The 15,303-nt window shown below is 60.9% G+C and carries 11 protein-coding genes; 9 read left to right on the top strand and 2 right to left on the bottom strand.

The annotated features are described in order from the left end of the window. Positions 1–213 precede the first annotated feature (213 nt). Positions 214–654: a hypothetical protein gene (locus tag OC537_RS15030; RefSeq protein ID WP_262112444.1), complete on the bottom strand. Its 441-nt coding sequence runs from the start codon at positions 652–654 to the stop codon at positions 214–216. Positions 655–1,085: 431 nt separating this feature from the next. Here OC537_RS15030 and OC537_RS15035 point away from each other — a divergent pair, with 431 nt between their 5' ends. The 9 genes from OC537_RS15035 (at position 1,086) to cas2e (ending at position 10,072) form a co-directional block, all read left to right on the top strand. After that, positions 1,086–1,292 carry a hypothetical protein gene (locus tag OC537_RS15035; RefSeq protein WP_235698468.1) on the top strand — a complete coding sequence of 69 codons (207 nt, stop codon included), beginning with the start codon at positions 1,086–1,088 and terminating at the stop codon, positions 1,290–1,292. A 41-nt stretch (positions 1,293–1,333) separates the two neighbouring features. Continuing rightward, positions 1,334–4,036, top strand: coding sequence for a CRISPR-associated helicase Cas3' (cas3, locus tag OC537_RS15040; protein WP_262112448.1), 2,703 nt, complete (start codon positions 1,334–1,336; stop codon positions 4,034–4,036). 355 nt (positions 4,037–4,391) lie between these two features. Further along, positions 4,392–5,945 carry a type I-E CRISPR-associated protein Cse1/CasA gene (gene casA, locus OC537_RS15045; RefSeq protein WP_262112450.1) on the top strand — a complete coding sequence of 518 codons (1,554 nt, stop codon included), beginning with the start codon at positions 4,392–4,394 and terminating at the stop codon, positions 5,943–5,945. Next, positions 5,942–6,457, top strand: a complete 516-nt coding sequence (gene casB, locus OC537_RS15050; protein WP_223955970.1) for a type I-E CRISPR-associated protein Cse2/CasB — start codon at positions 5,942–5,944, stop codon at positions 6,455–6,457. The genes casA and casB overlap by 4 nt, the downstream gene beginning before the upstream one ends. A 20-nt stretch (positions 6,458–6,477) precedes the next feature. Further along, on the top strand, positions 6,478–7,614 hold the full coding sequence (cas7e, locus tag OC537_RS15055; RefSeq protein WP_262112453.1) for a type I-E CRISPR-associated protein Cas7/Cse4/CasC: 1,137 nt from the start codon (positions 6,478–6,480) through the stop codon (positions 7,612–7,614). A 1-nt stretch (position 7,615) separates the two neighbouring features. Beyond that, complete coding sequence (gene cas5e / locus OC537_RS15060) at positions 7,616–8,263, top strand: type I-E CRISPR-associated protein Cas5/CasD (protein WP_043153346.1); 648 nt, start codon at positions 7,616–7,618, stop codon at positions 8,261–8,263. Beyond that, complete coding sequence (gene cas6e, locus OC537_RS15065; protein ID WP_262112457.1) at positions 8,254–8,865, top strand: type I-E CRISPR-associated protein Cas6/Cse3/CasE; 612 nt, start codon at positions 8,254–8,256, stop codon at positions 8,863–8,865. Before cas5e ends, cas6e begins: the two co-directional genes overlap by 10 nt. Further along, positions 8,865–9,779 carry a type I-E CRISPR-associated endonuclease Cas1e gene (cas1e, locus tag OC537_RS15070; protein WP_262112459.1) on the top strand — a complete coding sequence of 305 codons (915 nt, stop codon included), beginning with the start codon at positions 8,865–8,867 and terminating at the stop codon, positions 9,777–9,779. The genes cas6e and cas1e overlap by 1 nt, the downstream gene beginning before the upstream one ends. Next, positions 9,779–10,072: a type I-E CRISPR-associated endoribonuclease Cas2e gene (cas2e, locus tag OC537_RS15075; RefSeq protein WP_171275181.1), complete on the top strand. Its 294-nt coding sequence runs from the start codon at positions 9,779–9,781 to the stop codon at positions 10,070–10,072. Before cas1e ends, cas2e begins: the two co-directional genes overlap by 1 nt. Positions 10,073–14,607: 4,535 nt before the next feature. Here cas2e and OC537_RS15080 read toward each other — a convergent pair. Continuing rightward, complete coding sequence (locus tag OC537_RS15080) at positions 14,608–15,165, bottom strand: hypothetical protein (RefSeq protein ID WP_262112463.1); 558 nt, start codon at positions 15,163–15,165, stop codon at positions 14,608–14,610. Positions 15,166–15,303 lie beyond the last annotated feature (138 nt).

Genomic DNA, 15,303 nt, shown 5'->3' on the forward strand with positions numbered 1-15,303 from the left:
CTATCGACCATCAAAATGGAAGCCCCCGGGTGGCGGGGGCTGGTGCATCGGCGATGGGGTCACTCGATGTTTTGAATTTGAATGTAGATTGAAATTAATAAGTCATTAAAAATCAGATGAATGAGTGGTTTTGTTGGTTGCAGTCAAGCGTGGTTGATACCGTTTGTGATACCACTTGCGTTCTATTACAGGTTGAAGCAGCAGCTCAATAGACTAAGAGCCGGCAGACCCATCCAGATCAGGATGGAAGGGAACTATGGTTCCGTCGGCCAAGACTTCCCTGTACTCGTCCTGCTTAAACGCGGGATCTTCTACAGGTTTGCAATAAAGCACTCGGTACGCATCACCCACCTCTGCTTTGAGCAGGCGGGTCAGTTGCAGGCCTCGCTCGTGAAAAGCCCCCCAGTCCCAGCGATCGGGATCAAGCGCATGGCTGCTATACATGGTTCTATTAAATTCGCGCGCCCAAGGAGAAAACATGCCCCAGAGCTCTTCCGACATGGGGTCATCTTCGCAGTATCCATCGCCCTCGCACGTGCAGTCGTTCACGTAGCCTGGTTCATCTGGTGACTCTTTGAGCCACAGGAACGGTGCCCCTCCGTAGTCCACCATCACTGTAAGGACAGGAACAAAAGCTGGCTGATCGGTCATCATATGGTCTCCTTGGCATCACGTGGCAACAGGCTGGTGTTTGCGCCGTACAATGCCTGGTAGTTGTCTATCCCTGCCACCACTGATATGGTCTGTTTACCAAGGGCAATGCTTGCAATTGGGGTTCCGGTGGCGGGTCGGCCGGTTCGTAGTTCCAGTAGCGTAATCCTGTCAGCGTCCTCGACCCGTCCTCTTTCCTAACCTGCTCTACCGACCCCATCCACCAGCACTCTTTAAATGACCCCCCGCACAATCCCGGTGTTATGCCATGGTCCCATCCAGGTCACTCTGGCAAGATAACTATCAGTTTTGACTGATTCTGGCCAGTCCATGCACTTCGCCTGTTTACCAATGGCTACGGCATCTTTGCCGGCAGCACCCTGTAGCAGGCTGAACTGCGCTTTGACTCATCCGCCGCCCCCTGGGTCAGGGATATGAAGTGGCATCAGGATCAAACCCAGACCCTAGAGCCAAGCGGCCATATTCGCCTGCGCTTCCCCTACGCCGACCAGCGCGAGCTGGTGCGCTTTAGCGGCGAGCTCGAGGTGCTATCGTCCCTCGAGCTTCACCAGAGTGTGAATACCACCACGACGGCGGGACTAAAAAACACGAGACATCTGCGCCAGTGGGCCAGCCTGTGAGTGAGGGAAATAATGGGCAGCAAGGATAGAGAGGTGCCGACATGGAAGAGCTAAAAGATCCCATCCTGTTTTCAAGCCTCAATCCGCAGGCCGCTATCTTCTGGGCCAAAAGCAGCGATAAGCAGGGTCACCCCTTGCTGGCCCATATGCTGGATGTGGCTGCGGTGGCCGAGTCGATCCTCGAGCTCGAACCCGTCACCACTCATCAACATTTGGCCAAGCAATTTGGCCTGGCGGCTGAGACGGCCCCCCGCTGGTTGGCGGCGCTGGCCGGGTTGCATGACGTGGGCAAGGCGATCCCGGGGTTTCAGGCCAAATGGCCCCTGGGGCTGGCGCTTGCGAAGGCGCAAGGGCTGACATTTGCCGATGCATCGCTGCGCAGTGACCGGCATGACTGGGCGACGACCGCCATTCTGGAAGAGTGGCTACCGGCGCGAACCGGCACCGATTTTTGCTGGTGTCAGCAAGTGTCTGAAGCGGTTGGCGCTCACCATGGCTATCCGCTCAAGCAGAAGGAAATTGAAAAGGGATTGCCTGCTCGTGAAGACCCCGTCTGGCCACAAGCCAGGCAGGCATTGCTCGATGCTTACTGGGCCGTGCTCTCCCCTCCGGGAGTGATCACGGCCGACATGCTGACCCTGCCCGCCATCAACTGGCTGGCCGGACTGACCTCCATATCCGACTGGATTGGCTCCAACCTCGAGTGGTTCTCCTTCGGTATTCGTCACGACGATCTCAGACAACACTACATCCATGCCAAGGCGCTGGCTCATCGGGCGCTTGCGACCATCGGCTGGCGTTCCTTTGCGCCCATGCTATCCGAGCCCGCACCGCTTGACAGGCAACTGGGCCAAATGCTGGCTGCCGATCAGCCGGTCATGCCGAGAGCCTTGCAGCAACAGGGCGTTGCCCTGTTACAACAGAGCCAGGGGCCGGCTCTGCTGCTGGTGGAGGCACCCATGGGGGAGGGCAAGACTGAGCTCGCCTTTATGGCACACCTGCACTTGCAGCGTGCCAATGGCCATCGCGGCTTCTATCTGGCCTTGCCAACACAGGCCACCGGCAATGCCCTGTTTGCCCGTGCTCGCCAGTTTATGGATGCTTTTGCTCACGGACCGGCGCCTGATCTGCAACTGATCCACGGTGGCGCCGCCCGTCAGGAGATGATGGCCGCGCTCAAGGATGTGTGGGGTGAGGATGGCAAGCAGAGTGAGGGGGTAGAAGCCGCCCGCTGGTTCTCCCGTCGCAAGCGACCGCTGATCGCTCCCTATGGAGTGGGCACCATCGATCAGGCGCTCTTCTCTGTGCTGAACGTCAAACATCACTTCGTGCGGCTGTGGGGGCTGGCCAATCGGGTAGTGGTGCTCGATGAGGTGCATGCCTACGACACCTATACCGAGGGGTTGATTGAGGCGCTGCTGCGCTGGCTAAAAGGCCTGGGCTGCTCTGTCATCCTGATGAGTGCCACGCTGCCAACAAAGCGTCGTGATGGTTTGCTCAAGGCATGGCGGGTTGACCCTGCAGTGCTGCCAGAGCTTGCCTATCCGCGGCTGGTGCTTGCCGATGACAGGGGCCTCGACTGGGATGACCAGATAGCAAGTCGGGAGATGATGCCGGTCAAGCTCGCAGGCTGCGGCACCACACCCGAGGCGCTGCTCTGCGTGGCACTTGAGGCCCTGACCCACGGGGGCTGCGGCGCTATCATCGTCAATACGGTCGAGCGGGCGCAGCAGCTCTATAGCCTGCTCAAGGCCAAGGCGCCGGAAGATCTCACCCTGCAGATTTTTCATGCCCGCTTCCCCGCCGATGAACGGGCACAGCGAGAAGCTGCCGTGCTGTCCACCTTTGGTAAAGAGGGGAAACGTCCGGCCCGGGCTCTGTTGGTGGCAACCCAGGTGGTGGAGCAATCCCTCGATATCGACTTTGATTTTCTGGTCAGCGATCTCGCCCCGGTCGATCTGCTGCTGCAACGGGTTGGGCGGCTGCACCGACACCAAAGCCCCCATCGCCCCGAGCCCCATCGGCAGCCGGTGTTGACGGTGGCCGGACTCTTACCCGGTGAATTACCCGATTTGGCGACCACCCGTTGGCGCTTTGTCTACGATCCCTACCTGCTCGCCATGACCTGGCTGCGGCTCCTCGGCGAAACCAGCTTGCAACTGCCCCAGGATATCGATCGGCTGGTACAGGCCGTCTATGGCGACGGTGAGTTGCCCGATTCGGTGAGTGAGGCGCTACGCCAATATATCGAGGAATACAGCTACGCCACTTATCTGGCCGCAGAGCAACAACAACGGCAGCTGGCCCGCAATATTGTTATCAGGGCTGATGCAGACCCAGGTACTGCCTATTCGGACAAGCCCAGAGGTTATGAAGAGGGAGAGGGCGAGGACAAAGGCTTAATTAACTGCACCCGGCTGGGCAAATCCAGCGTCACCGTGATCCCGCTCTTTGTCTCTGATAAGGGGGTGGCCTTGACGCCTGATGCTGAGCCCTTCGATCTCGATGCTCCCCTTTCCTCCGAGTTGGCCTGCCAGCTCTGCGCCTGCCAGCTCAGCCTCTCCAATCAGGCGCTGGTCAAGGCCATCAAGTCGCAGCCCGAGGTGCGGGCCTTTGCCGAGAGCCCCCTGCTTCGCTACAGCTACCCCCTTTTGCTCGATAACAAGGGGAGGACGCAGATCGATAGCCGGCTGGCTGTAGTACTCGATAGTCATCTCGGACTCATCTATGAGAGCCAGACATAAAGGTGGGGGCGTTACCGCCCCCTCATCCCCATGAAATGGGGAGCATAACTGCGACAAGCAGTTAGTTGGTTCATCCCTGCCAATGCAGGGAGTGAAGAGACTGTATCAAGCCGAGATTCGAGATTCAAAGAGAAACATTTAGTCTTGATGATTGCAGCGGTTGGGGGTAATTTGAGTCACCATGTTCATAAAGTGAGCACGACTATAGGGTCTCAAATCATCAGTCTGGTATCCGATTTTTTTGGGTCGGGGTCGGGGTGGGCGGCACTGGTTGTTGCTGTGCTGCTCTGTGTGGCTTGGCGAAGAAAGGGCGCGCAAAGTTTTTGGTTTCGCTGCGACATTCGGGGAGGAGTGTGTGAAAAAACATCAGAACACAATAACAAAGAGGGTTAGCCTACTCGACGAGCCCTGGCTGCCGGTCAGGATGCTCAGCGGCGAGGTCAGGGAGCTGGGCCTGCTGGCCCTCTTTGAGCAGGCATCGCAGATAGTGGACTTGGCCGAGACGGCGCCGCCATCTTTGATGGCCCAGTATCGCCTGCTGCTGGCCATCACCCACAGGGCCTTAAGCGCACAGACCCCAGAGTGGGGGCAGCGAGACCTGCGCAACTGGTTTACCCAGGGGCTCCCTACTGAGGCCATGACCACCTATCTGGAAAAGTGGCGCGATCGCTTCTGGCTGTTTCACCCCGAGCACCCCTTTGTGCAGGTGGCCGACTTGGCCACGGCGGCCGAAACCGGTGAAAAGTTCAAACCCTGGACCCAGATCGATCTGGCCAGCGTCAGCGGCAATGCCCCCGTGGTGTTCAACCACTCGGTGGACACCGCGCCGGGAGCCATTTCGCCGCTTCATGCCATTCGGACCCTGCTCGGCTTTTTGCAGTGTACGCCGGGTGGTCTGGTCAAGGTGTTTCGTGATGCCGATAAGGCGGGCCCGCTGGCCAATACGGCGGCCGCCTTGCCACTGGGTGAGTCCCTGGCGCAGACCCTTATCCTGAGCCTGCATCCCGCCTCGCCTGACCATGAAGACTTGCCTAGCTGGGAGCGACCCGCGCTCACCGTCGCCAATCTGAAATCGTCTCCTCTACTTGCCACTGGCCCCAACGATCGCTTCACCCGCCAGACCCGCGCCGTGCTGTTTCAACGAGAGGAGGATGGCGCTATCCGCTGGCTGCGCTTTGCCGCAGGGCAGGGGCTGGAAGAGGATCCCCACGCCCCCGATCCCATGGCCAACTTCCGGGAAGGCAGCACGGGACCTGTGCGCCTCACCTTCAGTGAAGGGCGAGCCCTCTGGCGCGACCTGCCGGCGTTGCTGCCCGATGGGGGCGATAAAAAGTCGGCTCCGGCAGCGATCCTCGACAGCGCCACCCGCTTAAACAAATCGCTGGGCAAAAAACACCTTCGCCTGCTGGTGGCCGGGCTGGCCAGCGATCAAGCCAAGTTGCTGCGCTGGCGCGTAGAACACTTGGCGTTGCCATTGGCCCTTCTTGAGCAACCCGAGATAACTCGAACGGCCCGAGATATGTTGGAGATGGCCGAGACCCTGTTTGCCTCGCTCAAAGGGGCAGCCGTCCAACTGATTGCCGATACCTTGCCAGACAGCCAGCAGAAAGATACCCGCAACCGGGCTCGAGCCCTGTTTGATGCTGGTCCCGCTGCACCGCTCTTCTTTGCCCGCGCCGAGCGCGCCCTGATGACCACCCTGGCGCAGCTTGAACAAGACCCCGATGTCGCCGAGCGGCAGTGGCAGCAGGTATTGAAAGAGGCCGCCCTGGCGGCGTGGGAGACCCTGCTGGCCAGCCAGGGAGGCGGCGCTCGCCTCTGGCGTGCCAATGCCAAGGCGCAGCCCCGCTTGTGGTCTGCCATCCGGGAGCAACTGACAGCCCTTAACGAAACAGGAGAGCTTCAATGAGTGATCAGCCTTTTGTCGACCATCTGCAGCGATTGTCACAAAGCAACCGCGGGGCCTTGGCCGAGCTGCGCCGCAGTCTCACCTTTGCCCCCGGCACTGCGCCCCGCGTCTTTCCCTACGTTGAGCCCTTTATCGCAGCCGATGAGCATCCCGACTCGGCTCGTCGCCAGTCCCACTACCTGGTGGCCGGGCTTTTTGCGCTTCATCCAAAGCACAGTGAGATGACCCTAGCCAAGGCGATGGGCGTTCTCTATCGCAAGCAGGAGCAGAGCCCATCCATCGAGGGACGCTTTATCGCCCTGCTCGAGAGCGATGGCGAGACCCTGGCCGAGCCACTGCGCCACTGCGTGACTCTGCTCAGATCCCACGAGCTGGCCATCGATTATCAGCGCTTGCTTTGGGATCTCACCGACTGGCTTAACCCCACTCGTCCCGAGGCGCTCGATAAGTTGCGTCGCCGTTGGGCCAGTGACTTTTACCGCATCGCGGCCACTGCCGATTCAAACGATTAAATCTTTCAAGGAGAGAAACCATGACCCTGTTTGTTGAACTGCATCTGATCCAGAACTTTGCCCCCTCTAACCTCAACCGTGACGATACCGGGGCACCCAAAGACGCCCTCTTCGGTGGCCAGCGCCGCGCGCGTGTCAGTAGCCAGTGTTTCAAGCGTGCCGTTCGCCTCTATAGCCGTGACCAGCAACTGATCCCGGCCGAGTATCGGGCGCTGCGTACCAAGAAGTTGCAGGCTCTGTTGCTGGAAAGACTGGCCGGGCGCGATCAGGAAGAGGCGGCAGGCAAGATTGAAGTGGCCCTCGCCGCCGCCGGGCTCAAGCTCAAGGACGATGGCAAGACCGAATATCTGCTGTTTTTGGGTGAGCGCGAGATTGCCGGTTTTGCCGCTCTGATTGAAACTCACTGGGACGCCCTGATCATCCCGGCAGCGGGTGAGAAGAAGGGGAAGAAAGAGAGCAAGGCAGCCATCCCGGCCGAGTTGGCCAAGCAGGCCAAGGCACTGCTCGATGGTGGCAAGGCGGTGGATGTTGCCCTCTTCGGCCGTATGCTGGCCGACCTGCCTCAGGTCAATCAGGATGCCGCCTGCCAGGTGGCCCATGCCATCAGCACTCACAGGGTGGAGCGTGACTTTGACTACTTCACCGCGGTCGATGACGTCGGTGGTCCCGACGAGACAGGTGCCGGCATGATTGGTCAGGTCGAGTTCAACTCCGCCACCTTCTATCGTTACGCGGCCCTCGATGTCAGCAAGTTGCTGAACAACCTGCAAGAGGACAAGGAGCTTACCGCCTCTGCCATCGAGGCCCTGATCCAGGCCATGGTGCGCGCCATCCCGACTGGCAAGCAGAACAGCTTCGCCGCTCACAACCTGCCCGAGTTTATCGGGGTGAGTCTGCGTAAAAGCCCCCTCAACCTGGCCAACGCCTTCGAGTGCCCCATCCAGCCGCGCCATGACAAGAGCCTGACCGAGCAGTCGGTGGCGGCGCTCGCTGACTACGAGCGCAAGCTCGCCCCCGTCTATGGGGATGCTGACGATCGTTGGGCTCATATCGACCTCACCGGCAAGTGGCAGCTCGACAGCAGCCTGGCCCGCAGCTCGGTCAGCGATCTGGCCGCCTGGGTACGCGATGCCGTCGAGACCCAGTGGGAGGAGTAAGATGCCGACACTGCTACTGCGGCTTCAGGGGCCCCTGCAATCCTGGGGCACCACCAGCCGCTTCGATGAACGCGATACCCAGCTAGAGCCCTCCAAGTCGGGGGTGCTGGGACTGGTCTGCGCTGCGCTGGGACGGGATAGGTGCGAGCCGGTCGACGATCTCGCCGCCCTCATCATGGGCGTGCGAGTAGACAGGGAAGGGGTGGTGCTGCGCGACTATCAGACCGCCACCGGCATCCTGAATGCGGCCGGTAAGGTCGACATGAATCGCACCGTGGTCAGCCCCCGCTACTACCTGAGTGATGCCGCCTTTCTGGTTGGCTTCGAGGGGGAGGCCACCCTGTTGGCGCGTATTCACCAGGCGCTGCGCCACCCCCATTGGCCCCTGAGCCTGGGCCGAAAAGGGTGTCTGCCTTCACCGCCGGTTTATCTGCCAGATGGCTTGCATGAGAGCGATCTCCTGACTGCCTTGCGCAACTATCCCGAGTTGAGCAAAGGGGCAGGGCGTCAGGTACGCCGTCTGCTGCTCGAGGCCAGTGAAGGGGCGGTGCGTCTCGACCAACCCATTGCCCCCTTTGCCGAGCGCCGCTTCGGGCCGCGTTTTGTTACCACCCAGCCCTTGGATCCGCAGGAGGCGCCATGTTCCTGAGCAAACTGATCCTCAACCCCAAAAGCCGGGAGGCGCGTCGGGATCTGGCCAATCCTTATGACCTGCATCGCACTCTGGCCAGGGCCTTCGCGCCCGATGAGCAGACGGCGCCGGAGCGATTCTTGTGGCGCCTCGAGCCCACGGCCAACTGGCAACAGCCACAGCTGTTGGTGCAGTCGCAAACCGCGGGTAACTGGGGGCCGCTGCGCGATCTTCCTTATTACCTGCAAGGAGAGGTGCAAGAGAAGCACTTTGCCCCCGAGCAGTGGCTCGAACCTGAAGGATCCTATCGCTTTCGCCTGCAGGCCAACCCAACCGTGACCCGGGATGGCAAGCGCCGGGGCCTGTGTCACGAACAAGATCAGCTGACCTGGCTCGCCCGCCAGGGTGAGCGCCACGGTTTTACCCTGCTACAGGGGCTGGTCAGCGGCTCGACCATGCAGCAGGGACGTAAGGGCGATAGTCGCCTGAGCGTACTGACGGCCACCTTCGAGGGCTATCTGAGGGTGAACGACACCCACGCCCTGTTGGCGGCGCTGCAAGGAGGGATTGGCCCGGCCAAGTCCCTGGGTTGTGGTCTGCTCTCACTGGGTAAAGCCTGATGTTGCCGCCCCTCAAGCCGCTGCCCATCAAGGATCGTCGGGCCATGCTGTTTCTCAAATATGGCCAGCTCGATGTGATCGACGGCGCCTTCGTGCTGGTGGACAAGGAGGGCGTTCGCACCCACATCCCCATCGGCACCGTCGCCTGCCTGATGCTTGAGCCCGGCACCCGCGTCTCGCACGCCGCAGTCAAGCTGGCGGCCACAGCGGGGACTCTGCTGGTCTGGGTGGGAGAGGCCGGGGTACGCCTCTATGCAGCAGGCCAGCCGGGCGGGGCTCGCTCCGACCGGCTGCTCTATCAGGCCAAGCTGGCCCTCGATGACGATTTGCGTCTCAAGGTGGTGCGCAAGATGTTTGAGCTGCGCTTTGGTGAGCCGCCCCCCAGCCGCCGCTCGGTAGATCAACTGCGCGGCATCGAAGGGGCGCGGGTGCGGGAGACCTACAAGCTGTTGGCCGTCCGCTATGGGGTGAAGTGGCAGGGGCGGCGCTATGACCCCAAGGATTGGGACAAGGGAGACTTGCCCAATCAATGCATCAGCGCCGCCACCTCCTGCCTCTATGGCATCACGGAGGCAGCTATCCTGGCGGCAGGGTATGCCCCCGCCATCGGCTTTATCCATAGCGGCAAGCCGCTCTCGTTTGTCTATGACATCGCCGACATCATCAAGTTTGAGACAGTGGTGCCCCAGGCCTTCGAGATTGCCGCAAGGGGGGATGCCAACCCGGATCGGGCCGTGCGCCTGGCTTGCCGTGACAGCTTCAACAAGCAGCGCACCCTGGAGAAACTCATCCCGCTTATCGAGGAGGTGCTCTCGGCCGGGGGCATCACCCCGCCAGACGCCCCTGCAGATGCCCAGCCGCCCGCCATCCCCGAACCCGCCGGCATGGGGGATGCCGGTCACAGGAGTCAGTGATGAGCATGCTGGTGGTGGTCACTGAGGATGTGCCGCCGCGCCTGCGCGGCCGGCTCGCGGTCTGGTTACTCGAGGTGCGTGCCGGTGTCTATGTGGGAGAGGTGTCGCGCCGGGTGCGAGAGATGATCTGGCAGCAGTGCGAGGCTTTGGTGGAGCAGGGCAATATCGTGATGGCCTGGCCCGCTAATAACGATTCTGGTTTTGACTTTCAAACCCTGGGGACCAATCGCAGGGTGCCGGTGGACCTCGATGGTTGCCGATTGGTCTCTTTTCTACCCATTGAAAATCAATAGCTTAGCGTTCATTAACAATCTGGACTAGTCGGTGGGTTTTCTATGGTTGGAAAAAGCCATCAAAATCAATAGCATCTGTTAAGTCTGTTCCCCGCGCCCGCGGGGATGAACCGGTGCTGGAGTGCGCGATAAAGGAGCGGGTGGACTGTTCCCCGCGCCCGCGGGGATGAACCGATCACCGCCATTACCCGGGCCCCTCTGCTGCTCTGTTCCCCGCGCCCGCGGGGATGAACCGCTATTGCGCCTCGATGCCGGAGGAAGAGTGCCCTGTTCCCCGCGCCCGCGGGGATGAACCACGTTCTGGCTGCCATCACTGGCGGCGGGATCCCCTGTTCCCCGCGCCCGCGGGGATGAACCGCCAAACAGTGCATTGAACGCCAGTAGTGCCAACTGTTCCCCGCGCCCGCGGGGATGAACCGCGGTCATCCTGGGTATCTGCCCCGACAGTGATCTGTTCCCCGCGCCCGCGGGGATGAACCGAACTTCCCGCCACTGTTGTGCAGCTCACATGCCTGTTCCCCGCGCCCGCGGGGATGAACCTAGCTAGGGATGGTGACTGATGTTACTCCTGGCCTGTTCCCCGCGCCCGCGGGGATGAACCGCGGTCGACGAAGAAACTGGACTCGTCGAGCTTCTGTTCCCCGCGCCCGCGGGGATGAACCGGCGTCAGTGGTGGAAAACGTGGCGCTCATCAACTGTTCCCCGCGCCCGCGGGGATGAACCGCCACATCAGGCAGTAGTAGAGGTAATCCGGCACTGTTCCCCGCGCCCGCGGGGATGAACCGGTGATGGCCGCCATGGGGGCCGAGACAGATCCCTGTTCCCCGCGCCCGCGGGGATGAACCGCTCTGGCTCGATTGCCAGCCATCGCACACGCACTGTTCCCCGCGCCCGCGGGGATGAACCGCAGACTGATTTACTCATGCACCAGGTAACACACTGTTCCCCGCGCCCGCGGGGATGAACCGGTGATATTGGCAGCAGTGTTTGCCGGAATATCCTGTTCCCCGCGCCCGCGGGGATGAACCGAACCCGCGCAGGGTATTGCCATTTTCCAATACCTGTTCCCCGCGCCCGCGGGGATGAACCGATGCGAACCAGGGGCCTCTGGTGGCTCAGTGGCTGTTCCCCGCGCCCGCGGGGATGAACCGCCAATGACCTGTTCTAACTGCATGCAGAATGGCTGTTCCCCGCGCCCGCGGGGATGAACCGTTGCCCCGTCCGGTGCTTGTCGTGCTGGATGTCTGTTCCCCGCGCCCGCGGGGATGAACCGCTCAGCGAAACCGCCTTTGGCATCGGCAGCATCTGTTCCCCGCGCCCGCGGGGATGAACCGCCCCGCCGCTTTGCCAGTCATCTGGACTTGTGCTGTTCCCCGCGCCCGCGGGGATGAACCGTCGCTGCCGTTCCAGGTGGCCATCATCAACGCCTGTTCCCCGCGCCCGCGGGGATGAACCGTGGAACCACGACACCGGCCTGTTGGGTGAGTCCTGTTCCCCGCGCCCGCGGGGATGAACCGTGGACGGTTGGCCCGTTCAGAGACCAGAACTACTGTTCCCCGCGCCCGCGGGGATGAACCGGTCGCTGACCGTCTGACCGAACTGATGGAGGACTGTTCCCCGCGCCCGCGGGGATGAACCGTTAAATTACTATCCAAATCATACCCTAACTGACTGTTCCCCGCGCCCGCGGGGATGAACCGGTATTGCCGTACACTTGTGCATCAGTGGAGTTCTGTTCCCCGCGCCCGCGGGGATGAACCGTTCATCCCCTTACGTGAAAATTTTGACGTAGCCTGTTCCCCGCGCCCGCGGGGATGAACCGGAGTATCAGGGTAACGATGGCGTGTGGAGTGGCTGTTCCCCGCGCCCGCGGGGATGAACCGGCGAACGCGATGATGATGGGACGTAACAAGGCCTGTTCCCCGCGCCCGCGGGGATGAACCGATCACCAGTCCCTCAAACCGACCCGCATAAATCTGTTCCCCGCGCCCGCGGGGATGAACCGGATCATGCGCCCTCCCCCTTGCGAGCCTTGGCCTGTTCCCCGCGCCCGCGGGGATGAACCGTCATTGCGGGCCATGTTCTCCTGGCAGATCTGCTGTTCCCCGCGCCCGCGGGGATGAACCGATACAGGCCCAACTTCGCGGCCAGGACATCCACTGTTCCCCGCGCCCGCGGGGATGAACCGCTCACCCTACTGCTGGCAGGAGCAGAGCCCATCTGTTCCCCGCGCCCGCGGGGATGAACCGTCTTTGCGGGAACGGGCCAGCTCCTCCCGGAACTGTTCCCCGCGCCCGCGGGGATGAACCGTACATAGGAACCACCATTCGCGGGGTTGTGGGCTGTTCCCCGCGCCCGCGGGGATGAACCGGAGCTTTCTTGCAGCTTTTGCGCAGGAACTGGCTGTTCCCCGCGCCCGCGGGGATGAACCGGGGGAGGTGCTGACATGTTGCAGCATTCCAGTCTGTTCCCCGCGCCCGCGGGGATGAACCGGCTGCCGAGGCTGTCGGCTCCGAAGTGAAGAACTGTTCCCCGCGCCCGCGGGGATGAACCGGGCGCTAGCACGTTCAACAACCTGCCCATTCTCTGTTCCCCGCGCCCGCGGGGATGAACCGTACGGCGATAGACGCCAGGGTGATCTGTTGGACTGTTCCCCGCGCCCGCGGGGATGAACCGTCGGGTACATCTGCCGGAGTTCGCAGAAGATACTGTTCCCCGCGCCCGCGGGGATGAACCGTCCGACCGCATCGCAATAGGCAATCAGATATTCTGTTCCCCGCGCCCGCGGGGATGAACCGCCTGCTCGCCATGGACTCCGAGATCGACGCCGCTGTTCCCCGCGCCCGCGGGGATGAACCGCAAGACAAACTGGCAGGGTCTATCAACTCCGCCTGTTCCCCGCGCCCGCGGGGATGAACCGTTTGACGACAAGGGAAATCTGGCGTCGATCACCTGTTCCCCGCGCCCGCGGGGATGAACCGCCGTTATAGGGTGGGCAGAGCTTAAACATAAACTGTTCCCCGCGCCCGCGGGGATGAACCGTCGTTATTGCTGCGTATACGTTACCGGAGTCACTGTTCCCCGCGCCCGCGGGGATGAACCGGGTTACGCCTACGTCGCGTGGGACAATGACGCCTGTTCCCCGCGCCCGCGGGGATGAACCGCCTGTCAGCGGCAAGGGCGCTGATGTCGATACCTGTTCCCCGCGCCCGCGGGGATGAACCGAAAAAAACGGCCCTGACGGCGGCCTCTCTGCTCTGTTCCCCGCGCCCGCGGGGATGAACCGGTGATAATACGCACTGGCTCAACAGATTCATCCTGTTCCCCGCGCCCGCGGGGATGAACCGTCGACACGAGTAATTCGGATACCAGGAACACGCTGTTCCCCGCGCCCGCGGGGATGAACCGCGAGTCTTCACATCCTCGATGTCACCATCCAGCTGTTCCCCGCGCCCGCGGGGATGAACCGTATCAGCGCGTGACCGTCGAGTTCGACGCGCTCTGTTCCCCGCGCCCGCGGGGATGAACCGAAGCCCCAGCCGTGCCACCGACTGGGGAAAGGCTGTTCCCCGCGCCCGCGGGGATGAACCGATGATGGCCCAACGCTCCTCCAGGGTGGCGCGCTGTTCCCCGCGCCCGCGGGGATGAACCGAGTGCCACCGATGCCATGCGCTCGGGCCTTCGCTGTTCCCCGCGCGCGCGGGGATGAACCGCTGATCGGCGAGCGCCAGTACCGTATCGTGCTCTGTTCCCCGCGCCCGCGGGGATGAACCGCGCTTGAGATCATTGATAGAGTCGCGGCAGAGCTGTTCCCCGCGTCCGCGGGGATGAACCGCCGCGCATCGATATATGCGGCGATCTGTTTTTCTGTTCCCCGTGCCCGCGGGGATGAACCGAACCTGCCGGTGACCGCCGCCGTGGACGGGGTCTGTTCCCCGCGCCAGCGGGGATGAACCGGTGTAGACCACTTGCGGGCGGCCACGGGAGCCCTGTTCCCCGCGCCTGCGGGGATGAACCGCTTGAAGGGAGAGACTCCTAGGGATGATAGAGCTGTTCCCCGCTTTTGTGGGGATGAATCGACCCAGCGCTAGGCGGCCATCGAGGCGCTATTCTATTCCCCGAGTCCGCGGGGATGAACCGAATCTCTTCGGCATGGCATGCTCTCGATTACGTGCTAGGGTAATCGTTCTGGCTGTCATTGTTTGATGAGCAGCGAGAGCTGATGGCGGACATTTTCTAACAGAGCAGCTTTAATTTGGCGCGTCGGGTTTCGATTTTGGGTGTCATCTGATCGCGTATGTAATCACCCGTAACGAGACAAGTGAATTTTTTGACGAGCATTGAGCGGCGGATTTACACGCCTGCGGCTTTCCCACTCAAATCACCATGATCATTACCAACCCTAGACAGGACGTGGCTTTGCTCGTCGCCAGCCTTCTAGGGATAGGTGATCAGGTAAGGCTGATATGATCAGATAAAGTGATCAGATCAGGCAACGCTGATCTGATTCCCCGATCACTTCCGGTGATCACTTCTCAGATTTTTTCCAGATACCAACCCCATGGTTCGTTTTGAGAACCTGCTTGGCATGAGATGAACTGCCAGCCAAGGTGGTACAGGTCATTATTCAAACGCCAAAACACCATTCTGTGGTTTGAGCTGGGCACTCCCACGTAATCCGTCAATTGTTGACTGGTGACTCCGGGATAAGTCGCCACCGCCCAGATATGGGCACGATGAGGATGCCAGCACATTTTTATTATCAGGTGTTCCACGCAATCAATCGGCCGCAGATCTTCAAGGGAAAATATTCTGGAAAATTTATCCATGAACCACCGGGAGCGCTGCCCGTTTTGCCGATTTTTCTTCTCCACCGTTTTTTGATCAGCGAAGATAGAGGGAAATAGCAACGGTTTAATAATTGTTTTTCTGTGGCGTTCTATTTGTTTTTCCAGTTTTTTACGCCGCTGACAATAGTCATAGATCCACCACTCATTCTCTGTTATACGCTTGTATGCTTTCTCCCCATAAATGAGGCGTAATTTTTCCTCAATCGCATATAACTCATCCGCCTCGTTCTGTTCATCACCCATTTAATCGTTCTCCAGTTTAATGGATAGTATAATGTCGCCGTACATCAAATTTTGCTGGTGGACCTCCATGATCCTGCAACCGCAGTATCAAATTGTGTGACCCATCTTGATGGTATGGGCGATTACGGTGTTATCTTT

Origin of the sequence: Aeromonas sp. Marseille-Q5825 (genome assembly GCF_946892685.1) — a bacterium.
Classification (GTDB): domain Bacteria; phylum Pseudomonadota; class Gammaproteobacteria; order Enterobacterales; family Aeromonadaceae; genus Aeromonas; species Aeromonas rivipollensis.

Bases quoted from the DNA above. Each gene is read 5' to 3' on its own strand.
- OC537_RS15035 (WP_235698468.1), top strand. From the start codon at position 1,086: ATGAAGTGGCATCAGGATCAAACCCAGACCCTAGAGCCAAGCGGCCAT.
- cas7e (WP_262112453.1), top strand. From the start codon at position 6,478: ATGACCCTGTTTGTTGAACTGCATCTGATCCAGAACTTTGCCCCCTCT.
- casB (WP_223955970.1), top strand. From the start codon at position 5,942: ATGAGTGATCAGCCTTTTGTCGACCATCTGCAGCGATTGTCACAAAGC.
- cas2e (WP_171275181.1), top strand. From the start codon at position 9,779: ATGAGCATGCTGGTGGTGGTCACTGAGGATGTGCCGCCGCGCCTGCGC.
- cas1e (WP_262112459.1), top strand. From the start codon at position 8,865: ATGTTGCCGCCCCTCAAGCCGCTGCCCATCAAGGATCGTCGGGCCATG.
- cas6e (WP_262112457.1), top strand. From the start codon at position 8,254: ATGTTCCTGAGCAAACTGATCCTCAACCCCAAAAGCCGGGAGGCGCGT.
- cas3 (WP_262112448.1), top strand. From the start codon at position 1,334: ATGGAAGAGCTAAAAGATCCCATCCTGTTTTCAAGCCTCAATCCGCAG.
- OC537_RS15080 (WP_262112463.1), bottom strand. From the start codon at position 15,165: ATGGGTGATGAACAGAACGAGGCGGATGAGTTATATGCGATTGAGGAA.
- cas5e (WP_043153346.1), top strand. From the start codon at position 7,616: ATGCCGACACTGCTACTGCGGCTTCAGGGGCCCCTGCAATCCTGGGGC.
- OC537_RS15030 (WP_262112444.1), bottom strand. From the start codon at position 654: ATGATGACCGATCAGCCAGCTTTTGTTCCTGTCCTTACAGTGATGGTG.